Source organism: Streptomyces sp. NPDC058198, from assembly GCF_042882605.1.
In the GTDB taxonomy this organism is placed as follows: Bacteria; Actinomycetota; Actinomycetes; order Streptomycetales; family Streptomycetaceae; genus Streptomyces.
Genome location: NZ_JBHVVP010000001.1, coordinates 1550347 through 1571738 on the forward strand (window position 1 = coordinate 1550347; position 21392 = coordinate 1571738).

At 70.7% G+C, this 21392-nt stretch carries 23 protein-coding genes; 14 read left to right on the forward strand and 9 right to left on the reverse strand.

What is annotated here, in order from left to right; genetic code table 11:
• The first annotated feature begins 46 nt into the window (after positions 1–46).
• The 13 genes from ACFVWW_RS06840 to ACFVWW_RS06900 all read left to right on the forward strand — a co-directional run bounded on the left by ACFVWW_RS06840 (position 47) and on the right by ACFVWW_RS06900 (position 11113).
• Positions 47–607, forward strand: a complete 561-nt coding sequence (locus ACFVWW_RS06840; protein ID WP_386876318.1) for a GNAT family N-acetyltransferase — start codon at positions 47–49, stop codon at positions 605–607.
• 123 nt (positions 608–730) lie between these two features.
• On the forward strand, positions 731–814 hold the full coding sequence (locus ACFVWW_RS06845; RefSeq protein ID WP_384189026.1) for a putative leader peptide: 84 nt from the start codon (positions 731–733) through the stop codon (positions 812–814).
• A gap of 127 nt (positions 815–941) precedes the next feature.
• Entirely contained in the window at positions 942–2639 is a 1698-nt protein-coding gene (locus ACFVWW_RS06850) for a nitrite/sulfite reductase (RefSeq protein ID WP_386876320.1), read from the forward strand.
• 34 nt (positions 2640–2673) lie between these two features.
• A complete protein-coding gene (locus ACFVWW_RS06855; RefSeq protein ID WP_165371890.1) occupies positions 2674–2850 on the forward strand; it encodes a hypothetical protein in 177 nt (58 codons plus the stop codon).
• Positions 2847–3548, forward strand: a complete 702-nt coding sequence (locus ACFVWW_RS06860) for a phosphoadenylyl-sulfate reductase (RefSeq protein WP_384188925.1) — start codon at positions 2847–2849, stop codon at positions 3546–3548. The genes ACFVWW_RS06855 and ACFVWW_RS06860 overlap by 4 nt, the downstream gene beginning before the upstream one ends.
• 29 nt (positions 3549–3577) lie before the next feature.
• Positions 3578–4123 carry an adenylyl-sulfate kinase gene (cysC, locus tag ACFVWW_RS06865; protein ID WP_384188927.1) on the forward strand — a complete coding sequence of 182 codons (546 nt, stop codon included), beginning with the start codon at positions 3578–3580 and terminating at the stop codon, positions 4121–4123.
• On the forward strand, positions 4120–5055 hold the full coding sequence (gene cysD / locus ACFVWW_RS06870) for a sulfate adenylyltransferase subunit CysD (protein WP_384188929.1): 936 nt from the start codon (positions 4120–4122) through the stop codon (positions 5053–5055). The genes cysC and cysD overlap by 4 nt, the downstream gene beginning before the upstream one ends.
• A 2-nt stretch (positions 5056–5057) precedes the next feature.
• Complete coding sequence (locus tag ACFVWW_RS06875) at positions 5058–6392, forward strand: sulfate adenylyltransferase subunit 1 (RefSeq protein WP_386876323.1); 1335 nt, start codon at positions 5058–5060, stop codon at positions 6390–6392.
• Between the two features lie 234 nt (positions 6393–6626).
• Positions 6627–7739 (forward strand): aliphatic sulfonate ABC transporter substrate-binding protein, encoded by a 1113-nt coding sequence (locus ACFVWW_RS06880; protein WP_386876325.1) that lies wholly within the window; start codon positions 6627–6629, stop codon positions 7737–7739.
• A gap of 35 nt (positions 7740–7774) precedes the next feature.
• Complete coding sequence (locus ACFVWW_RS06885; protein WP_384188934.1) at positions 7775–8566, forward strand: ABC transporter ATP-binding protein; 792 nt, start codon at positions 7775–7777, stop codon at positions 8564–8566.
• Positions 8553–9467 carry an ABC transporter permease gene (locus ACFVWW_RS06890; protein ID WP_386876327.1) on the forward strand — a complete coding sequence of 305 codons (915 nt, stop codon included), beginning with the start codon at positions 8553–8555 and terminating at the stop codon, positions 9465–9467. Before ACFVWW_RS06885 ends, ACFVWW_RS06890 begins: the two co-directional genes overlap by 14 nt.
• A gap of 6 nt (positions 9468–9473) precedes the next feature.
• Positions 9474–10238: a sirohydrochlorin chelatase gene (locus ACFVWW_RS06895; RefSeq protein WP_386876329.1), complete on the forward strand. Its 765-nt coding sequence runs from the start codon at positions 9474–9476 to the stop codon at positions 10236–10238.
• A gap of 23 nt (positions 10239–10261) precedes the next feature.
• Positions 10262–11113 carry an aldo/keto reductase gene (locus tag ACFVWW_RS06900; protein ID WP_386876331.1) on the forward strand — a complete coding sequence of 284 codons (852 nt, stop codon included), beginning with the start codon at positions 10262–10264 and terminating at the stop codon, positions 11111–11113.
• Positions 11114–11146: 33 nt separating this feature from the next.
• On the opposite strand, the gene ACFVWW_RS06905 is transcribed toward ACFVWW_RS06900, so the two are convergent.
• The 7 genes from ACFVWW_RS06905 to ACFVWW_RS06935 all read right to left on the reverse strand — a co-directional run bounded on the left by ACFVWW_RS06905 (position 11147) and on the right by ACFVWW_RS06935 (position 17988).
• The gene (locus ACFVWW_RS06905; RefSeq protein WP_384188942.1) at positions 11147–11536 is read right to left on the reverse strand and encodes a DUF4440 domain-containing protein; all 390 of its coding nucleotides are present in this window, start codon (positions 11534–11536) and stop codon (positions 11147–11149) included.
• Entirely contained in the window at positions 11529–12077 is a 549-nt protein-coding gene (locus tag ACFVWW_RS06910) for a DUF1697 domain-containing protein (protein ID WP_386876333.1), read from the reverse strand. Before ACFVWW_RS06910 ends, ACFVWW_RS06905 begins: the two co-directional genes overlap by 8 nt.
• A 124-nt stretch (positions 12078–12201) precedes the next feature.
• Positions 12202–13410 (reverse strand): S8 family peptidase, encoded by a 1209-nt coding sequence (locus ACFVWW_RS06915; RefSeq protein ID WP_384329306.1) that lies wholly within the window; start codon positions 13408–13410, stop codon positions 12202–12204.
• 188 nt (positions 13411–13598) lie between these two features.
• Positions 13599–14819: a macrolide-inactivating glycosyltransferase gene (gene mgt / locus ACFVWW_RS06920; protein ID WP_386876336.1), complete on the reverse strand. Its 1221-nt coding sequence runs from the start codon at positions 14817–14819 to the stop codon at positions 13599–13601.
• Between the two features lie 57 nt (positions 14820–14876).
• Positions 14877–16166, reverse strand: a complete 1290-nt coding sequence (locus ACFVWW_RS06925) for an ABC transporter substrate-binding protein (protein ID WP_384188950.1) — start codon at positions 16164–16166, stop codon at positions 14877–14879.
• Complete coding sequence (locus tag ACFVWW_RS06930; protein WP_384188951.1) at positions 16166–17005, reverse strand: carbohydrate ABC transporter permease; 840 nt, start codon at positions 17003–17005, stop codon at positions 16166–16168. The genes ACFVWW_RS06925 and ACFVWW_RS06930 overlap by 1 nt, the downstream gene beginning before the upstream one ends.
• Positions 17002–17988, reverse strand: coding sequence for a carbohydrate ABC transporter permease (locus ACFVWW_RS06935; RefSeq protein ID WP_386876785.1), 987 nt, complete (start codon positions 17986–17988; stop codon positions 17002–17004). The genes ACFVWW_RS06930 and ACFVWW_RS06935 overlap by 4 nt, the downstream gene beginning before the upstream one ends.
• Before the next feature lie 160 nt (positions 17989–18148).
• Between ACFVWW_RS06935 and ACFVWW_RS06940 the strand changes: the two genes are divergently transcribed.
• Entirely contained in the window at positions 18149–19012 is an 864-nt protein-coding gene (locus ACFVWW_RS06940; RefSeq protein WP_386876339.1) for a phosphotransferase enzyme family protein, read from the forward strand.
• A 39-nt stretch (positions 19013–19051) separates the two neighbouring features.
• On the opposite strand, the gene ACFVWW_RS06945 is transcribed toward ACFVWW_RS06940, so the two are convergent.
• Both ACFVWW_RS06945 and ACFVWW_RS06950 read right to left on the reverse strand, forming a co-directional pair.
• A complete protein-coding gene (locus tag ACFVWW_RS06945; protein ID WP_386876341.1) occupies positions 19052–19756 on the reverse strand; it encodes a 3'-5' exonuclease in 705 nt (234 codons plus the stop codon).
• A gap of 97 nt (positions 19757–19853) precedes the next feature.
• Positions 19854–21086: an SAV2148 family HEPN domain-containing protein gene (locus tag ACFVWW_RS06950; protein WP_384188959.1), complete on the reverse strand. Its 1233-nt coding sequence runs from the start codon at positions 21084–21086 to the stop codon at positions 19854–19856.
• Positions 21087–21392 lie beyond the last annotated feature (306 nt).

A 21392-nucleotide genomic window follows, 5' to 3' on the forward strand; every position in this document is an offset into this window, starting at 1 on the left:
GGGGCACGTTCGGCTCCGGGCCCCGGCGCGTGGTTTTCTGGCGCATATGAGCATCACTGTGACCACCTGGTCCCTGGAACAGACCTCGCCCGCCGATCTGCGGCCTGCCGCAGAGCCCTCCGGCGAGGTGCGGATCGTACGGGCCGAGGTGCCCTCGCCGGAGTTCAGCCGGTTCCTGTACACGGCCGTCGGCGGGGACGTCCGGTGGACCGACCGGCTCTCCCTGACGTACGCGCAGTGGCAGGACGCCCTGGCGCGGCCCGGCGTGGAGACCTGGGCCGCGTACGAGAGGGGAACCCCGGCCGGCTATATCGAGCTGGCGGCGCAGGACGCCGGCACGGTCGAGATCGCGTACTTCGGGCTGATCCCGGCCTTCCGCGGCCGGCGGATAGGCGGCCATCTGCTGTCGTACGGGGTGGCGCGCGCCTGGGACCTGGCCGAGCGGTGGCCGGGGCTGGCGCCGACCAAGCGGGTCTGGCTGCACACCTGCTCCAAGGACGGCCCGCACGCGATGGACAACTATCTGCGCCGCGGCTTCACGCTGTTCGACACGAAGGTCGAGGAGGAGCCCGAGACAGCGGCTCCCGGCCCCTGGCCGGGTGCCTGAACGGAAACCGGCCACCCGTCGCGGACCGTGACGGGCGCCACATCATCCCACAGAACGGGACAGTCCGGTCCACATCGTGGATAGTGGTGGACTGCCCCGAGACCCCCGTGACACGCTTCCGTCATGTCTCGAGCTGGAATTGCCTTGGTGAGTCGGCGGCACGTCGACCTCGGCCGCGTGTCCAGCGCCATCTGTCGCGCGAGCTGAGAGCCCGAGCACCGCCCGCGATCCCTTTTAGCCGCCCCTGCTGCGCACCGCCGCGCACTTCCGCGCCTCCGCGCGCGAGTGTGCGGCTCAAAGCCGCCCTCCTGCAGCCTCGAAGGACGTACCCGCCATGGCCGCCACCCCGGAAAAGCCGTCCGCACCCACACCCCGCCGCAAGGTGAGCCGTCACCGCGGCGAGGGTCAGTGGGCCGTGGGTCACTTCACTCCGCTCAACGGCAATGAGCAGTTCAAGAAGGACGACGACGGTCTCAACGTGCGGACACGCATCGAGACCATCTACTCCAAGGCCGGTTTCGACTCGATCGACCCCAACGATCTGCGCGGCCGGATGCGCTGGTGGGGTCTGTACACCCAGCGCAAGCCCGGGATCGACGGCGGCAAGACCGCGATCCTGGAGCCGGAGGAGCTGGACGACGAGTACTTCATGCTGCGGGTACGGATCGACGGCGGCCGGCTGACCACCGAGCAGCTGCGGGTCATCGGGGAGATCTCGCAGGAGTTCGCGCGGGGCACCGCCGACCTCACCGACCGGCAGAACGTGCAGTTCCACTGGATCCGGATCGAGGACGTACCGGAGATCTGGAACCGCCTCGAAGCGGTGGGACTCTCCACGACCGAGGCCTGCGGTGACACCCCCCGGGTGATCCTCGGCTCCCCGGTCGCCGGAATCGCCGAGGACGAGATCATCGACGGCACCCCCGCGATCGAGGAGATCCACCGCCGGATCATCGGCAACCCCGACTTCTCCAATCTGCCGCGCAAGTTCAAGTCGGCGGTCTCCGGATCGCCGCTGCTGGACGTGGCACACGAGATCAACGACATCGCGTTCGTCGGCGTGGTCCACCCGGAGCACGGCCCCGGCTTCGACCTGTGGGTGGGCGGCGGGCTCTCCACCAACCCCAAGATCGGCCAGCGGCTCGGCGCCTGGGTACCGCTGGAGGAGGTCGCCGACGTCTACACCGGGGTCATCTCGATCTTCCGCGACTACGGCTACCGCCGGCTGCGCACCCGCGCCCGGCTGAAGTTCCTCGTCGCCGACTGGGGTACGGAGAAGTTCCGCCGGATCCTGGAGGAGGAGTACCTCAAGCGCCCGCTGGTCGACGGCCCCGCTCCGGCGCAGCCGGTGCACACGTGGCGCGACCACGTCGGGGTGCACCGCCAGCGGGACGGCCGCTTCTACGTGGGGTTCGCACCGCGCGTCGGCCGGGTGGACGGCGCCACGCTGACGAGGATCGCCGAGCTGGCCGCGGCGCACGGCTCCGGCCGGCTGCGTACCACCGTCGAGCAGAAGATGATCGTCCTCGATGTGACCGAGGACCGGATCGACTCCCTGGTGGCCGGCCTCGAAGCGCTGGACCTGCGGGTCAGTCCCTCGCCGTTCCGCCGCGGCACCATGGCCTGCACCGGCATCGAGTTCTGCAAGCTGGCGATCGTGGAGACCAAGAAGCGCGGCGCCACGCTGATCGACGAACTGGAGCGCCGGATCCCGGAGTTCGACGAGCCGATCACCATCAACATCAACGGCTGCCCCAACGCCTGCGCCCGTATCCAGACGGCGGACATCGGTCTCAAGGGCCAGTTGATGCTCGACAAGGACGGCAACCAGGTCGAGGGCTTCCAGGTGCACCTGGGCGGCGCGCTGGGCCTGGAGCCCGGCTTCGGCCGCAAGGTCCGCGGTCTGAAGGTCACCTCCGACGAGCTGCCCGACTATGTCGAGCGGGTGCTCGGCCGCTTCCAGAAGGAGCGCGAGGAGGGCGAGCGCTTCGCCACCTGGGCGGCGCGGGCCGACGCGGAGGCGCTGTCGTGAACGATGCCCACCAGCCTGCGACGGAGGAGGACGCATGAGTGAGCGCGCCGCCCCCTTCTACTGCCCCTACTGCGGCGACGAGGATCTGCGTCCCAACGAGCAGGGTCATGGCGCCTGGGAATGCGCGGCATGCAACCGCGCCTTCCAGCTGAAGTTCCTCGGGCTGCTCTCCCGTGGACTTCAGCGGAGCGACGGAGGCGAAGAGATATGACGACACAGGCGGAGACGGACGATCCGAAGGGCCTCGCCGAGCGGGCGGGCCGCGACCTCGAAGACGCCTCGGCCCTGGAGATCCTCAGCTGGGCCGTGGACACCTTCGGCGAACGCTTCTGCGTGACGTCCTCGATGGAGGACGCGGTGGTCGCGCATCTCGCCTCCCGGGTCAGGCCCGGCGTCGATGTGGTCTTCCTCGACACCGGCTATCACTTCCCCGAGACGATCGGCACCCGCGACGCCGTGGACGCCGTCATGGACGTCAACGTCATCACCCTCACCCCGCGCAGGACCGTCGCGGAACAGGACGCCGAGCACGGCCCGAAGCTGCATGACCGCGATCCCGACCTGTGCTGCGCCCTGCGCAAGGTCAAGCCCCTCGAAGAGGGCCTGACCGGCTACGACGCCTGGGCCACCGGACTGCGCCGCGACGAGTCCCCGACCCGGGCCGGCACCCCGGTCGTCGGCTGGGACGAGAAGCGCCGCAAGATCAAGGTCTCCCCGATCGCCCGCTGGACCCAGGACGACGTCGACGCGTACGTCACCGAGCACGGCGTCCTCACCAACCCGCTGCTGACGGACGGTTACGCCTCGGTGGGCTGCGCCCCCTGCACCCGCAGGGTCCTGGCGGGCGAGGACGCGCGCGCCGGCCGCTGGGCGGGCCGGTCCAAGACCGAATGCGGGCTGCACGGATGACGGCCGGTCAGGAGCTTCAGGAGGAGCGGTTGAGCGTGACGGAGCAGGGCGCGACGATCTGGCTCACCGGTCTGCCGAGCGCGGGCAAAACCACTGTCGCGTACGAACTGGCGGGCCGGCTCCGCGCCGGGGGCCACCGCGTCGAGGTGCTCGACGGCGACGAGATCAGGGAGTTCCTCTCGGCGGGCCTCGGCTTCAGCCGCGAGGACCGGCACACCAATGTGCAGCGCATCGGCTTCGTCGCCCAGCTGCTGGCGGCGAACGGCGTCAAGGCGCTGGTCCCGGTGATCGCGCCGTACGCGGACAGCCGTGAGGCGGTGCGCAAGCGTCATCAGACCGCGGGCACCGGCTATCTGGAGGTGCATGTGGCCACGCCGGTCGAGGTGTGCTCCGTGCGCGATGTGAAGGGGCTGTACGCCAAGCAGGCGGCCGGCGAGATCTCCGGGCTCACCGGGGTCGACGACCCCTACGAGGCCCCGGAATCGCCGGACCTGCGGATCGAGTCGCACACCCAGTCCGTGCAGGAGTCCGCCGCCGCGCTCCACGCGCTGCTCACCGAGAGGGGTCTCGCGTGACCACCGTCGCGACCGTCAGCGAGGGCACGGACGCCCCGTACGCCCTGAGCCACCTGGACGCCCTGGAGTCCGAGGCGGTGCACATCTTCCGCGAGGTGGCGGGCGAGTTCGAGCGGCCGGTGATCCTCTTCTCCGGCGGCAAGGACTCGATCGTCATGCTGCATCTGGCGCTGAAGGCGTTCGCGCCCGCGCCGGTGCCGTTCTCGCTGCTGCACGTGGACACCGGGCACAACTTCCCCGAGGTGCTGGAGTACCGCGACCGCACGGTGGACCGGCACGGACTGCGGCTGCATGTCGCGTCCGTACAGGAGTACATCGACGCGGGAAAGCTGCGCGAGCGCCCCGACGGCACCCGTAATCCGCTGCAGACCGTGCCGCTCACCGAGAAGATCCAGGCCGAGCGGTTCGACGCGGTCTTCGGCGGCGGCCGGCGCGACGAGGAGAAGGCCCGCGCCAAGGAGCGGGTGTTCTCGCTGCGTGACGAGTTCTCGCAGTGGGATCCGCGCCGTCAGCGGCCCGAGCTGTGGCAGCTCTACAACGGCCGGCACGCCCCCGGCGAGCATGTCCGCGTCTTCCCGCTCTCCAACTGGACCGAGCTGGACGTCTGGCAGTACATCGCCCGGGAGGAGATCGAGCTTCCGCAGATCTACTTCGCCCACGAGCGCGAGGTCTTCCGGCGCGGCGGGATGTGGCTGACCGCCGGTGACTGGGGTGGCGCCAAGGACGGCGAGAGCGTCGAGAAGCGCCTCGTGCGCTACCGCACGGTCGGCGACATGTCCTGCACGGGTGCCGTCGACTCCGACGCCACCACGCTCGACGCGGTGATCGCCGAGATCGCCGCCTCCCGGCTCACCGAGCGCGGCGCGACCCGCGCCGACGACAAGATGTCCGAGGCAGCGATGGAAGACCGCAAGCGCGAAGGGTACTTCTAGCCATGACGAGCACCACCGAGCGGCTGTCGGCCACCACACTGCTGCGCTTCGCCACCGCGGGCTCCGTCGACGACGGCAAGTCCACCCTGGTGGGCCGGCTGCTGCACGACTCCAAGTCGGTGCTGACCGACCAGCTGGAGGCCGTCGCGCACGCCTCCCGCAGCCGCGGCCAGGAGGCGCCCGACCTGGCGCTGCTCACCGACGGCCTGCGGGCCGAGCGCGAGCAGGGCATCACGATCGACGTCGCCTACCGGTACTTCGCCACGCCCCGGCGGCGGTTCATCCTCGCGGACACCCCCGGGCATGTGCAGTACACCCGGAACATGGTGACCGGCGCGTCCACCGCCGAGCTGGCCGTGGTCCTCGTGGACGCCCGTAACGGCGTGGTCGAGCAGACCCGCCGGCATGCCGCGGTGGCCGCCCTGCTGCGTGTCCCGCACGTGGTCCTCGCCGTCAACAAGATGGACCTGGTCGCGTACGCGGAGCCCGTATTCGCCGCCATCGCCGAGGAGTTCACGGCGTACGCGGCCTCCCTCGGCGTCCCCGAGATCACCGCGATCCCGATCTCGGCGCTGGCCGGCGACAATGTCGTGGAGCCGTCCGCGCACATGGACTGGTACGGCGGCCCGACCGTGCTGGAGCATCTGGAGACCGTGCCGGTCAGCCATGACCTGGCGCACTGCCCGGCCCGTTTCCCGGTGCAGTACGTGATCCGCCCGCAGACCGCCGAGCATCCCGACTACCGCGGCTACGCGGGGCAGATCGCCTCAGGGGTGCTGCGCGTCGGCGACCCGGTGACCGTCCTGCCCTCGGGCCGTACGAGCACCATCGAGGGGATCGACGCGCTCGGCGAGAGCGTGGACATCGCCTGGGCCCCGCAGTCCGTGACCGTCCGGCTCACCGACGACATCGACGTCTCGCGCGGCGATCTGATCGCCCCCAGCGCGGACGTCCCCGCCACGACCCAAGATGTCGAGGCGACCGTCTGCCATGTCGCCGACCAGCCGCTCACCGTGGGCCAGCGGGTGCTGCTCAAGCACACCACCCGTACGGTCAAGGCGATCGTGAAGGACATCCCGTCCCGGCTGACCCTGGACGATCTGTCCCAGCACCCGGCCCCCGGGCAGCTCGTCGCCAACGACATCGGCCGGGTCACGGTCCGTACCGCGGAGCCGCTCGCGCTCGACCCGTACGCGGACTCCCGCCGTACGGGCTCCTTCCTGCTGATCGACCCCGCGGACGGCACGACGCTGAGCGCCGGCATGGCGGGCGAGGCCTTCGCCGCCGAGGCCCCCGTGACGCCGGCGGCCGACAACGAAGAGGGCTGGGACTTCTGATGGCCATAGACATCTACGCGACCTTCGCGAAGGAGGGCGGCCGCGTCGGCAGCGGCGCACTCGGCGCGGGAACGGGCGGGGTGGCGCGATGTGCGCGATGACGTACGCGCACCGCTCGCGCGCCCGCACCCCCCACCCGCCGTACCCGCACCGCCGAAGACCTGCCGACTTCCCGGCCGCGCCCCCGTACTCCCGAAGGGCGTAGGGACCGGGCCAACGAGGGGAAAACCTCCCGTGCCTGCCATTCGCACCACTTCGCGCCACCGCCTCACCGCGGCGGTCTCGCTTCCACTGCTCGCCGTCGTGCTGAGCTCCTGCGGTTACGGCTCCGCCTCCGACAAGGAGGAGGACAAGGCCGCCCCCGCCGCCACGGGCAAGGCCCTCTCGGCCTCCACCGTGAAGATCGGCTACTTCCCGAACCTCACCCACGCCACCGCGCTGGTGGGCATCCAGGAGGGCCTGTTCCAGAAGGAGCTGGGCGGTACGAAGGTGGCGCCGTCGACCTTCAACGCGGGCCCCTCCGAGATCGAGGCCCTGAACGCGGGCAGTATCGACATCGGCTTCATCGGCCCCTCCCCCGCCATCAACGGCTACACCCAGACCAAGGGCACCAGCCTGCGCATCATCGGCGGCTCCGCCTCGGGCGGGGTGAAGCTCGTCGTCAACCCGAAGAAGATCAAGACCCTGGACGATGTCAAGGGCAAGAAGATCGCCACCCCGCAGCTGGGCAACACGCAGGACGTGGCGTTCCTCAACTGGGTCTCCGAGAAGGGCTGGAAGGTCGACGCGCAGTCCGGCAAGGGCGATGTCTCCGTCGTCCGTACGGACAACAAGATCACCCCGGACGCCTACAAGTCCGGCTCCATCGACGGCGCCTGGGTGCCGGAGCCGACCGCGTCCAAGCTGGTCGCCGAGGGCGCCAAGGAGCTGCTCAACGAGTCCGACCTGTGGCCGGACAAGAAGTTCGTGATCACGAACATCATCGTGTCGCAGAAGTTCCTCGAGGAGCACCCGGACGTGGTCGCGGCCGTACTGCGCGGCTCGGTGAAGACCAACGAGTGGATCAACGCCAACCAGGACCAGGCGAAGGCGTCCGCCAACGAGGCGCTGAAGACGCTCTCCGGCAAGGCGCTGCCGCCCGAGGTCCTCGACCCGGCGTGGGCGTCCATCCAGATCACCAATGACCCGCTGGCCGCCACGCTCCAGGCGGAGGCCGACCACGCGGTCAAGGCCGGTCTGCTGGAGAAGCCCGATCTGGCCGGCATCTACGACCTGAAGCCCCTCAACGAGGTGCTCAAGGCCGCCGGTCAGCCCGAGGTCGCCGACGCCGGTCTCGGCGTCAAGTAACCACCGCATCCACCCCGTCCCAGGAGGTGACGACCATGGCTTCGACACTCGCCAAGGCCGCCGAGAGCACCCCGGCGGTGGACCACGCCGCCCGTATCGCGCACGTCTCGAAGTCCTTCGCGACGCCCGCCGGGCAGCAGCTCGTGCTGGACGACATCACACTCGATGTCGCCCCGGGCGAGTTCGTCACCCTCCTGGGCGCCTCGGGCTGCGGCAAGTCGACGCTGCTCAATCTGGTCGCGGGGCTCGACCGCCCGTCCGCCGGGTCCATCGAGACACCCGGCGGACGGCCGTCCCTGATGTTCCAGGAGCACGCGCTGTTCCCGTGGCTGACCGCGGGCAAGAACATCGAACTGGCACTGCGGCTGCGCGGGGTGCCCAAGCAGGAGCGGCGCGGTGAGGCCGAGCGGCTGCTCGGGCTCGTCCGGCTGGACGGCGCGTTCGGCAAGCGGGTGCACGAGCTGTCGGGCGGTATGCGCCAGCGGGTCGCACTGGCCCGCGCGCTCGCCCAGGACAGCAGGCTGCTGCTGATGGACGAGCCGTTCGCGGCGCTCGACGCCATCACCCGGGATGTGCTGCACGACGAGCTGACCCGGATCTGGCGCGAGACGAACCTGTCGGTGCTGTTCGTCACGCACAACGTGCGGGAGGCGGTACGGCTCGCCGAGCGCGTCGTCCTGCTGTCGTCGCGGCCCGGCCGGGTGGCCCGTGAGTGGCGCGTGGACATCCCGCAGCCGCGCCGTATCGAGGACAGCGCCGTCGCGGAACTGTCTGTGGAGATCACCGAAGAACTGCGTGGGGAGATCCGCCGCCATGGCCAGCACTGAGACGACGACGCCGGAGGACACGGCGCCGAAGGACGTGGCAGGGCGGCACGACCTGGCCGGTCTCGAGGCCGGTCTCGACGCGCTGGACACCGTACAGACCGGTCGTACGCCGCTGCGGCAGACCCTGGTCCAGAAGGTCCTGCCGCCCGTCCTCGCCGTGCTGCTGGTGCTGGTGGTGTGGCAGATCCTCGTCTGGGCGAAGGTCACCGACGACTACCGGCTGCCGTCGCCGTCCGCGGTGTGGGGCGAGTTGTCCGACGCCTGGGCGCAGGGCACCCTGCTCGGCTACATCTGGACCAGCGTCTCGCGCGGTCTGCTGGGCTTCCTGCTGGCGCTGGTGATCGGCACCCCGCTGGGGCTGCTGGTCGCCCGGGTGAAATTCGTCCGGGCCGCGATCGGCCCGATCCTGTCGGGGCTCCAGTCGCTGCCGTCGGTGGCCTGGGTGCCGCCGGCCGTGATCTGGCTGGGTCTCAACGACTCGATGATGTACGCCGTCATCCTGCTCGGCGCGGTCCCCTCGATCGCCAACGGTCTTGTCTCCGGTGTCGACCAGGTGCCGCCGCTGTTCCTGCGGGCCGGGCGCACCCTGGGCGCCACCGGGCTGCGGGGCACCTGGCACATCGTCATGCCGGCCGCGCTGCCCGGATATCTGGCGGGGCTGAAGCAGGGCTGGGCGTTCTCGTGGCGCTCGCTGATGGCCGCGGAGATCATCGCGTCCTCGCCGGATCTCGGCGTGGGGCTCGGCCAGCTGCTGGAGAACGGCCGTACGGCCAGCAGTATGCCGATGGTGTTCCTCGCCATCTTCCTGATCCTGATCGTCGGTATCGCCATCGACCTGCTGATCTTCAGCCCGCTGGAGCGATGGGTCCTGCGCAACCGCGGTCTTCTCGTGAAGAGCTGATGCACCGTGCACCAATCCCCCGTACTGCTCGTCATCGCCCACGGCAGCCGTGATCCCCGGCACGCGGCGACCGTGCACGCCCTCACCGGGCGCGTGCGGTCGCTGCGGCCGGGGCTGCGCGTGGAGACCGGCTTCCTGGACTTCAACGCCCCGTCCGTGCCGCGGCTGCTGGACCGGCTGGCGCGGGAGGGCGTACGGGACGTGGTGGCCCAGCCGCTGCTGCTGACGCGCGCCTTCCACGCCAAGGCCGACATCCCGGCGGTCCTGCACGAGGCGTCCTCCCGCCATCCGCTGCTGCGGATCCGGCAGGCCGAGGTGCTGGGCCCGTCGCCGCTGCTCAGCGACGCGCTGGAGCGGCGGCTGTACGAGGCCGGGCTCACGCCGGCCGACAAGCCCTCGACCGGGGTCGTACTGGCCTCGGCGGGCACCTCCGACCCGGAGGCGATCGCAGTGATCGCTGAAATCGCGCGGGAGTGGCGGTGCGCCGGCTGGTGCGCCGTGCGGCCTGCGTTCGCCTCCGCATCCCTTCCGCGCACCGAGGACGCGGTGCGCGAGCTGCGGGCAGAGGGCGTACGGCGGATCGCCGTCGCGCCGTACGTCATCGCCCCCGGCTTCCTCCCCGACCGCATCGCGGCCGGGGCCAGGGAGGCCGGCGCCGATGTGCTGGCCGGGGTGCTGGGCGCGGCGCCGGAGCTGGCGCGGCTCCTGCTGCGGCGCTACGACCGCGCGTCGGCCGCGGAAGACCGCACGGCACTGGCCCGGCTCGCCTGAGCGGGCTCGGGTACGGTCCCGGGATGGGCCAGAACACCTTTCCGCTGGGCGGAGACCTTCGGATACGACGTCTCGGATTCGGTACCGCGCAGCTGACCGGGCCCGGCTACTGGGGGCCGCGTGGCGAGCGCGCGGAGGCCGTCGCCGTGCTCCGGCGGGCCGTCGAGCGCGGAGTGACGCTCATCGACACGGCGGACAACTACGGTCCGTGGCTGGCGGAGGAGCTGGTCGCCGAGGCCCTGCACCCGTATCCGGCGGGCCTGGTCGTGGCGACCAAGGGGGGCGTGGTGCGTACGAGCGACAGCGCCTGGCACATCGCGGGCCGCCCCGAGCAGCTGCGGGCGATGTGCGAGGCGAGTCTGCGCCGGCTGCGTACGGACACGATCGACCTGTACCAGCTGCACCGGCTGGATCCCGGGGTGCCGATGGACGAGCAGCTGGGCGCCCTGGACGAGCTGCGGCGGGAGGGCAAGATCCGCCATATCGGTCTGGACACCGTCACCGCCGGCCAACTGGAGCGGGCGCTCTCCCTGACCGGGATCGCCTCGGTGCAGAACCGCTTCAATCTCCTGGACCGCGCGTCGGCGGCGGTGCTGGACCTGTGCGAGGCACACGGTCTCGCGTTCCTGCCGTGGTTCCCGCTGGCCAACGGCGCGCTGGCCGGCGACGCCGCGACGGCGCTCGGCTCCGTCGCCGCCCGCCATGGAGCGACCGGCGGGCAGATCGCCCTGGCCTGGCTGCTGCACCGCTCCCCGGTGCTGTGTCCCACCCCCGGCACCGGCTCGCCCGCCCATCTGGACCAGAATCTGGCCGCCGCGGAGATCCGGCTGTCCGCCGAGGACATGAGCGGCCTGGAGGCGCTCGCCACGGTGTGACGCGCCGCGGTGCGCGTGGACGGTGGCCGGGGGTCAGCCCGGTTCCTCCCCGGGACTGAACGGTGTGCCCTGGTGGAAGTAGAGCAGCCAGCCGTCGTCGGTCAGCCGCCACAGTGAACTGCGGTGGGCTCGGCGGCCGTTGAGCTCGGTGTCGAAGGTCAGATGCACGACGTCGGACGCGAGCTGGACGCCTCTCATCTCGGAGGTCGTGATGGGCCGGGGCGCGGGAGCGTCCTCCGCCGTGAGCGCGCCGATGATCGAATCGCGGTCCCATTTCCGGCCGGAGGAGCCGAACTCCCTGAACTCGGGGTGAAACAGCTCCGCGAGGAGGGCCGTGGAGGAGCGGACCGCCGGGTCGAGGAGGCGCAGTTCGGCCTCGATGGCGGCGGAGACCGCGGAGACCGGGTGCGTACGGTCAGCCACGGGTCAGCTCCACCAGCTTGCGGACGGTGTTCCAGTTGCGGCTGGTGGCGGTGACGCCCTTGAACAGGGCGGGTTTCGCCAGTGCTTCGGCGAGCTTGGAACGGCCGAGGCCGTTGGGTACGTACAGATACAGCGCGCGGTCGCCCAGCCGGAACTCCTCGGGGAGATAGGTGTCCTGGTCGAGCGAGGCGAGACGCCCGGGGTCCACGTGCTCGGAGAAGAACGTGACATGGAGCTGCTTGCCCTCCAGGGTCGCCGCGGGGAACGGACAGGCTTCGGCCACCTCCCGCAGATACGCGGCGTCGCGTACCAGACAGTCGACGGTGAACCCGAAGCGCTGGTCGATGGCGCGCTCCAGCGCGGCGGCGAGGGCGCTCTCGTCGTCCGACCCACTGGTGAACACGGCGTTGCCGCTCTGCAGATAGGTACGGACCTCGTCGTGGCCCAGCTCGGAGAGCAGCTCACGGAGGTCTGCCATCGGGATCCGTTTGTGGCCGCTCACATTGATTCCGCGCAACAGGGCCGCGTACGTCGTGGTCATGGACCCACGATAGGACGGAGGGCCTGCTCGGTGCGGGGTACGGGAGGACACGCGCGAGGCGGCCGCCGCGCCCCGTGGGGGAGAGCGCGACGGCCGCCGGTTTCGCCTGACTGTCCGCTGCTGACTACTCGACGATCTTCAGCAGCTTGTTCGGGGTGCCCGCGGTCGCGTTGGAGATCACGTCCGAGGTGGCGCCGCCGACCAGGGCCGCGGCGACCTCGTCCGGCGTGGCGGCCGGGTGACCGGCGAGGTAGACGGCGGCCGCGCCGATGACATGGGGCGTCGCCATCGAGGTGCCCGAGATGATGTTGGTGCCGGTGTCGCTGTCGTTCCAGGCGGAGGTGATGTTGGAGCCCGGCGCGTAGATGTCCACGATCGAGCCGTAGTTGGAGAAGCTCGACTCCTGGTCGTCCACGGTGGACGAGGCGACCGTAATGGCCTCCCCGACGCGGGCCGGGGAGCTGAGGCTCGCGTCGCTGCTGTCGTTGCCGGCCGCGACCCCGAAGGTGACGCCGGTGGCGATGGCGCTGCGGACGGCCTCGTCGAGGGCGGGGTCGGCGCCGCCGCCGAGGCTCATGTTGGCGACGGACGGGCCCACGTGGTTCGCGGCGACCCAGTCGATACCGGCGACGACCTGCTCGGTGGTGCCCGAGCCGCTGTCGTCCAGCACCCGGACGGAGACGATCTTCGCCTTCTTGGCGACACCGTGCGCGGCGCCGGCGATGGTGCCGGCGACATGCGTGCCGTGGCCGTAGCCGTCGTCGGCCGAGTTGTCGCCGTCGATGGCGTCGTAGCCGTAGCTGGCGCGGCCCTCGAAGTCCTGGTGGGTGATGCGGACCCCGGTGTCGATGACGTACGCCGTCACACCCTCGCCGGCGCTGTCCGGGTAGGTGTAGGCGCCGTCACCGGCGGTCGCGGTCTGGTCGACCCGGTCGAGGCCCCAGGACGGCGGGTTGGCCTGGGTGGCGTCGACGGTGAACGTCTTGTTCTGGACGACCTTGGCGACGGCCGGGTCGGCCGCCAGGCGCTTGGCCTCCGTCGCGGTGAGGCCGCTGGCCGAGAAGCCGTTGATGGCCGTGCTGTAGTTGCGCTTCAGCTGGCCTCCGTACTCCTTGGCCAGGTCCTGCTTGTCGGTCTTCTTGAAGGCCTTCTGGTCCAGCATCACGATGTAGCTGCCGGCGACCGCGCCCTTGGCGTCGGCTCCGTACACCACACCCTGCGCCGGTGCCGCGCCCGCTGTGGGGGAGGTGAACGCGGTGATTCCGGCCGCGGCGGCCACGGCGGTGATGGCGGCAGTGAGCTTGATCCGGCTCACACGCTTGCGAGTTGCCATGAAGAGGGATCTCCTGGTCGTCATCTGTGGGGGGATGGCCCGCCGGCCGGAGGATCTCCGGCGGACTGGCTCAAAACCCTCGCTGATTGACGCGCACATATCAAGTGCTTCATACATCCATCACAAACTCACCAGGCTTCTGCCATAAGGATCCGGTCGGCGCGGAACAAGTCGGACGCCGCTCCCGGTCAGCCACGCGCTCGGGCGGCGCCCCCCGGCAGCTCCGTCTCAATCAGGTCGGCCGCTCGCCGCGTACCGCCCTCCGTCGCCATCTCGCGCCCGATCTCCCCCAGCCTGCGGGCCACTTCGGGGTCCGAGGCCACGGCGAGGACCGCCTCGCGCAGCGCCTCGGCGGTCGCCTGCTCCGTGTCGAGCCGGCGGGCGACGCCCAGGGAGACCAGCATGTCGGCGTTGCCGAACTGGTCCACGGCCTGCGGGACCGCGACCATCGGGGTGGCCGTCGCGAGGCCCTCCTGACTGCCGCCGGCCCCCGCGTGGGTGATGAAGGCGTCGGCCTGCTGGAGGATCGCGAGCTGCGGTACCCAGCCGCGCACCTCGATGTTGGCCGGAATCTCGCCCAGCTCCGACGCCTCGACGTTCGCGCCGATCTGGAGCACGACATGCCAGCCGGGCAGGTCCCCGAACGCCTTGACGCACTCCCGGTAGAAGCCGGGCTGCTTGGTGAACGAGGAACCGAGCGAGACCAGCAGCACCTTTTCCGCCGCGGCGGGCCGCTGCCACCCGCCCTGGTCCGCGCGGTCGCCCTGGCAGGCGCCGACGAAGGTGTACACCGACTCGTCCACCCGCTCGGCGTTCGGCTGCAGCGCCTTGGGGATCAGGACGAGGCAGCGGTCGGGCCGGCCCGAGAAGTGGTCGACGTCCATGGTCATGCCGTTCTCGGCGATCCAGCCGACGAAGGTGTCGTAGTAGGCCCTGCCCCGCGGGGTCCGCTTCAGGGGCTCGAACATCGGCCTGCCGATCTCCTCCTCGTACCCCTCCCAGGCCACGAGGTTGGGCGAGAGCTGGACGATCGGAACACCCCAGCGGTGGGCGAGGACGCGGGCCGGATAGGACGTGATGTCATACAGGACGAGGTCGGGCTCATCGCCCTCGTAGGCCGCCACCAGCTGCGGGAGCGCCTGGCGGGCATCCGTCAGGAACGGCTCCACGTTGTCGATCAGCTCCGTGCCCCAGTCGTCGGGATCGTCGTCGGGGGTCGGCAGGATAGAGGTATAGACCACCGGCTCGGCGCCCGTCGCGGCGACCTTCTCCGCGAACAGGCCGGGGATCGCGTACGTGACGCGATGCCCCCGGGCCACCAGCTCACGGATGACGTCGAGGCTCGGATTCACATGCCCGTGGGCGGCGATGGAGAACATGGCGATATGGGCACGCTTCGATGCGGTCATGGGCGCACCGTAAACAAGACGAGACGTCTCGTACAATTGAATATCGGCCGGTGTGCCTCAGCGCTGATAGCGGGCCAGGACCAGATTGCCGTCCGTGACCAGGCGTTTCTCCAGCTCGGCGCGGTCGATCGCACCGCTGTAGTACTCCTGCAGCGCCGGGGTCGCCACCTTGTCCTTCCACTCGGGATAGCCGCGCACCGACTGGGCGGGGGCCGGCCGCAGTTCCCGCGCGAGCGCGGCGCCCGTCGCCCAGCCGTATTCCGCGGTGTGCAGGGACGGGTCCTTGAGCGCCTCCGTACCCGTGGGCAGCATCCAGTCGCCCTTGGCCAGCCGCACCATGTTGGGCGGCTGGAGGAGGAAGTCGATGAACCGCGCGGCCTCCTGCTTGTACGGACTGTCCTCGGCGATGGAGAGGGTCTGCGGGCTCACCCCCTGGGCCAGGCCCTCCGCGTCACCGGCGGGCGCCGGCAGCACGGTCCATTCGAAGTCCTCCGGCGCCTGCTGGATGATCTGCTGACGGTACGAGAAGCCCAGCGGGACCATCGCGTACTTGCCGCCGAAAAAGCCCGGCAGCGCATCGGAACCGCCCATGCCGAGGGTGGCGCCCGACGCGCTCCTGTCGCTGTTGACCTGATCGCGGATGGTGCCGGGGACCACCGCGTCGGCGTCGCTGAACCGGATCGTCACCTTGCCGTCGGCGCCGCGGTGGAAGAGCTGCCCGCCGGCGGACAGCCCCAGATTGAGCGTGGCGGAGACCGGCTCCTTGAGCGGCCAGGCGACGCCGTACTTCCCCTCGCCCATCCGCGCGGTCAGTTCCTCGCTGACCTGCCGGAACTCCGGCCAGCTCCAGGGGTTTTCGACGGTCGGGACACGGACCCCGGAGGCGTCGAGGATCTTCTTGTTGGCGATCAGGACCCGCGGCTCCTGAAGGAACGGCACACCGTAGACGCCGTCGCCGAAGGTGGCGGTCCCCCAGCTGCGCTCCGGGATGTCCCGCTTCAGCCGGTCCGGCAGCAGTCCGCTCAGCTCGGCGAGATAGCCGCCGTACGCGAAGTCGGCGAGGTCGTCGGAGGCGTCATGGATGATGTCGGGCGCCTCACCGCCCTCGAAGGAGGTGAGCAGCTGGTCGTGGACGCTGTCCCAGCTGCCCTGGACGTACTCGACCCGGATGTCGGGATGGGCCTCGTTCCACTCCTTCACCAGTTGCTTGTTGGCCTGGACGGAGTCGTCCTGCCAGGCCAGCGACTGGAAGCGCAGCGTGATCCGGCCGTCGTGGGAATCGCCGCCGCCGGAGCAGCCGCTGAGCAGCAGGGCGACCGCGGCCACCACGAGCATGAGCTTGCGCATCAGCTCTTCACCGCCCCGGCCAGCATTCCGCCCGTGATGCGGCGCTGGATGAGCGCGAAGATGACGAGTGAGGGGAGCGTCGCGAGGAACGCGGCGGCGGCGAGCGGCCCGAGATCGGCGACACCCTCCGCGCCCAGGAAATGAGTGAGGACGACCGGCAAGGTCTGTTTCTCCGGAGTCTTGAGCAGGACGAGCGCGAAGAAGAACTCGTTCCACGCGGTGATGAAGGCGAAGAGCGCCGTGGCGACGATGCCGGGCGCCAGCAGCGGGGCGGTGACCGAGACGAGCGTACGGAGCCGGCCGGCGCCGTCCACGGCGGCGGCCTCCTCCAGCTCGGCCGGTACGGCCCTGACATAGCCGACCAGCATCCAGAGCGCGAAGGGCAGCGCCCATACGACATAGACCAGGATCAGCCCGGTCAGCGAGTTGATGAGGTGGAGGTTCTTGAGGACCAGGAAGAGCGGGATGATCACCAGCACGAAGGGGAACGCCTGGCTGACCACGACCCAGCTCGTCGCCGCGGCCGAGAGCTTGCTCCGCCGGCGGGCCATCACATAGGCCATCGGGGTCGCGATGACGACGGCGATCAGGGCGGCCGCGAGGGCGGCGGTCAGGCTGTTGCCCGCGGCCCGCAGCAGCGGCTGTTCTTCGAAGGCCTGCCGGAAGTTGTCGAGGGTCGGGTGGTCCGGGATCCAGGTGGGGTGGAGGCTGCCCAGCTCCCTGGCCGGCTTGAAGGCCGTGGAGATCAACCAGAGGAACGGGAGGGCGAGAAAGACGAGATAGCACAGGAGCGCGAGGTACTGCCCGGCGCGCGCGGACCGCCTGGTGCGCAGGCTCATGTCTCCTCCCCCTCCCTGAGCCGGCCGACGAGATGGAGCGCGAGCAGCACCGAGATCACCGCGACCATGACACAGCCCATGGCGGCGGCGTAGCCGAACTGGCCGTAGCCGAACGCCTCCTCGTACGCGAAGAGCATCGGCAGCCGGGTGCGGCCGCCGGGTCCGCCGTTGGTCAGTACATACACCAGGGCGAAGGAATTGAAATTCCAGATGAAGTTGAGCGCGGTGATGGCCAGCGCGACCGGCCGGATGGCGGGCCAGGTGACGGTACGGAAGCGGCGCCAGGCGCCCGCGCCGTCCAGCGCGGCCGCCTCGTGCAGTTCGTCCGGGGTGTTCTGCAGGCCGGCCAGCAGCGCGACCGTGGTCTGCGGCATCCCGGCCCAGATTCCGACCACGATCACCGCGGGCAGCGCGGTGGCCAGTCCGGTCAGCCAGTCCCGTCCTTCGCCCAGCCCCAGATCGCGGATGGTCTCGTTGAGGATGCCGGCGTCGGCGTTGTAGACGAGCCGCCACATGATGCCGACGACCACCTCGGGCATGGCCCAGGGGATGATCGCGAGGGCGCGGGCCAGCCAGCGGAAGCGGAGGTTCTGGCTGAGCAGCAGGGCGAGACCGAGCGCGAGCACGAACTGCGGCGCCGTCACACCGACCGCCCACAGCAGACCGATCCTGAACGAGTCCCAGAAGAGGGTGTCGTGGACCAGGTCCTGGAAGTTCAGCGTCCCGACCCACTCGGTGGGCGCGGTGCGGCCGGACTGGGCGTCGGTGAAGGCGAGCACGATGCCGTAGAGCAGTGGTCCGACGCTCAGTACCAGGATCGGGATCAGCGCGGGCAGTACGAGGAACCAGGCGCCGTGATCCACGGGCCTGCCGCGCCGCCCTGGTCCGCGCCGCCCTTTTCCGGCTCGTCCTTTTCCGGCCCGCTCGTCTCGGTCCGGCTCTTCGCCGGGCCGGTCTCTTCCGGACCGCGCCGTCGCGGTCACCGATATCACGGAGGGGACTCCTTCGGGCGGCTTGTGGGGGGTCCGGCCGCCCCGGCGGCCCTCGTTATCGTGCTGACGTGCCCTCGGTTCGTCAAGCGAACCCGCGTGGATGCGAGACTTTGGCGGATTCGTACAACGACCAGGAGTAAGTGAGCACTCGATGGACGAGGCGCGGGCGCGGGAGATTCTGGCCGCGACGGGACTGCCGCGGGACGCGGAGTTGTTGGCGCTGGGTGAGAACGCGGTGTTCGGGACGGGCGGGCTGGTCGTCAAGGTCGGCCGGGACGCCACGGAGCACAGCGAACTGCTGGACCGGGCGCGGCGTGAGGTCTCCCTCGCGTCCTGGCTCGCGGAGTGCGGCATTCCGGCCGTACGGGCGGCGGAGCCCGGGGCCCGGTCGGTGGACGGCCATCCGGTGACCCTCTGGCACCGGCTGCCGGATGCCGTACGGCCGGCCGGGCCCGCGGATCTGGCGTCCCTGCTGCGGCAGGTCCACGCACTGCCCGCGCCCTCCTTCGCACTCCCCAGGCGCGAACTGCTCGGCGGAGTCGAGCGCTGGCTACGGATCGCGGGCGATGCGATCGACCCGGACGACGCCGACTATCTGCGCGAGCGCCGGGACGGCTTCGCCGAGGCCGCGGCGGCGCTCACACCGCACCTGCCGCCGGGCCCGATCCACGGTGACGCGCTGCCCCGCAATGTCCATGTCGGCCCGGACGGTCCCGTCCTGGTCGACCTGGAGACCTTCTCCATGGACCTGCGCGAACACGACCTGGTGGTCATGGCCCTGTCCCGGGACCGGTACGGCCTGCCCGCCGAGGCGTACTCCGCCTTCACCTCGGCCTACGGCTGGGATGTCCGGGAGTGGCCCGGCTGTCCGGTCCTGCGCGGTGCCCGCGAGACGGCCAGCTGCGCCTGGGTGGCCCAGCACGCCCCGGCCAACCCCAAGGCCCACGCCGAATTCCGCCGCCGGGTCGCCTCCCTGCGCGACGACGACCCCGAGGTCCGCTGGTACCCGTTCTGACGGCGTGTCCTGCTGGCGGCGTGTCCTGAGGGCGTCGGCTCAGCGCGTCGACGCCACCGGCTCGCGCAGCGGCCACACCGGGTCGACCACCGCGTCCGCGTTGCCCTTCTTCCGCAGGAACTGCTGGAAGTCCGTCGCCCAGTCGGCGTACCACCGGATCTGACGCTCATGCAGCTGGGCCGGGGTCAGTGCGGCGACCGATCCATGGCGGTTCGCTATCGCGGTGGCCACCCGGACCGCCCCCAGCGCGTCGGCCCCCGCGTCGTGGGCGGTGCCGAGCACCACGCCGTACTCCTCACAGACCGCCTCCAGCGTGCGCTTGCCACGGCGGTAGCGGTCGACGGCGCGGTCGATCGTGTACGGGTCGATCACCGGCCCGATCGGACCGAGCGGCGGCAGGCCGTGCCGGCGCAGCTCCGCGGAGAGCAGCGTCAGATCGAACGGCGCGTTGTACGCCACGACGGGCACGCCGCGGGCCCAGTACTCCGACAGGACGTGGGCGATCTCGGCGGCCACGTCGGGCGCCGGGCGCCCCTCCGCCGCCGCCCGCTCGCTGCTGATGCCGTGGACGGCGGACGCCTGGGCGGGGATACGGATGCCCGGGTCGGCGAGCCAGCTCCGCTGCCGTATCACCTCGCCGCCCTGGACCTCGACGACCGCCGCCGTCACGATCCGCGCTTCCAGCGGCTCCGTGCCGGTCGTCTCCAGGTCGAAACCGACCAGCGGCTCTCCATACCAAGTCATCGTGGCCCTCCCTCATGCTGCGGTGGTGCTTTCCCCGTTGGACAGTCACCCTGCCACGCACCACTGACAGTGCGGCCCGGGGCCGGACAGAGCCCCTTCAGGAGACCGGCCGGGAGTCCGTCCAGACCGACTCGAACTCCTCGCGGTAGGTCTGGAAGAGGCCGTGCTCCGTCTCCTGGCCCGAGCGCACCACCTCACGCCCGCCGCCCCGCAGCACCAGCACCGGCGCCTCCATGCCACGCGCCCGGCGCAGATAGGACTGGACGACGGCGAGACCGTCGGGGCCGTCACCGTCGACGAGATAGGCGGTGAAGCGCGGCGTCTCGTCGAAGACATGGATCTCGAACGCGCCCGGGTCGCGCAGTCTGGAGCGGACCCGCCGCATATGGAGGATGTTCATCTCCACCGAACGGCTCAGTTCGCCCTTCTTGAGCGCCAGCTCACGTTCACGCCGCTTGACCGCGCTGCTCGCCGGGTTGAGGAAGACCAGGCGTATCCGGCAGCCCGATTCGGCGAGCCGGATCAGCCGCCGGCCGGAGAAGTTCTGCACCAGCAGGTTCAGACCGATGCCGATGGCGTCGACACGCCGGGCGCCGCCGAAGAGATCCTCCGCCGGGATCTGCCGTTGCAGCCTGACCCGGTCGGGGTGGACGGAGACCACGTCCGCGTACCGGTCGCCGACCAGGTCCTCGACGGCGTCGACCCGGAGCCGCGCCGCGGACGGCACGCCGCTGCCGCCGCCCAGGATCTCCAGCAGCCGGGCCGAGGCCCGCTCCGCCTGGGCGAGGACCGTCTCGGAGAGCGCGCGGTTGCGGGACACGACGTTCCGCGCGACCTCCAGCTCGTCCAGCGCCAGTTCCACATCGCGGCGGTCGTCGAAATAGGGCTCGAAGCACGGCCAGTGCTGGACCATCAGCTCGCGCAGCTGCGGGAGGGTGAGAAAGCTCAGGACATTGTCGTCGGCCGGGTCGAGGAGGTAGCCCTTGCGGCGCGAGACCTCCCGGACGGCGACGGCGCGCTGCACCCACTCCTGCCCGGCGGGTCCGGCCGCGGCGACCACCCACTCCTCGCCGTGCACGGGTTCGTAGATGGGTCGCAGGACCGCGGCGACCACGGCGCGCAGCCGCTGTTCCACCAGATTCAGCCAGATGTAGGCCCGCCCGGCCCGTTGCGCGCGCGTGCGGACTTCAGTCCAGGCGTCCGCGCCCCAGTCCAGTTCCGCCCCGATCTCCATCGGTCGCGCGAGGGAGACCGCTCCGGGCGGGATGTCGCCGGAGTTCCCCTCGTGACCTGCGTCACCGGGGGGTAGCTCCAACCCTCCCGAGCTCACCCGCGCACCGCCTTCCCTCCCCCTTCAACGATCAAGGAAGGGTACTCCGCCGACCGGACGCGGTGCAGCCCGATGCACAGGCTCCTTGCGCAACTCCCCTATTCGGAAGGCCGGTTCTCTGCGGCGAGTTCGGCCGGAGTGAGCTGATTCATAGTGATTACGCCCGGTCGGTGACGGGGCGCCACGCCACGCGCGGGGCCCGCCGGCCGGGGCCGGCGCCGGGGCGACAGCGCGGAACGCGAAGTTGACCCGCCGGCGCCGGCCCCGGCAAGAAGAGGCAAGAACCCACCGGGTTCCTAGGTGGAG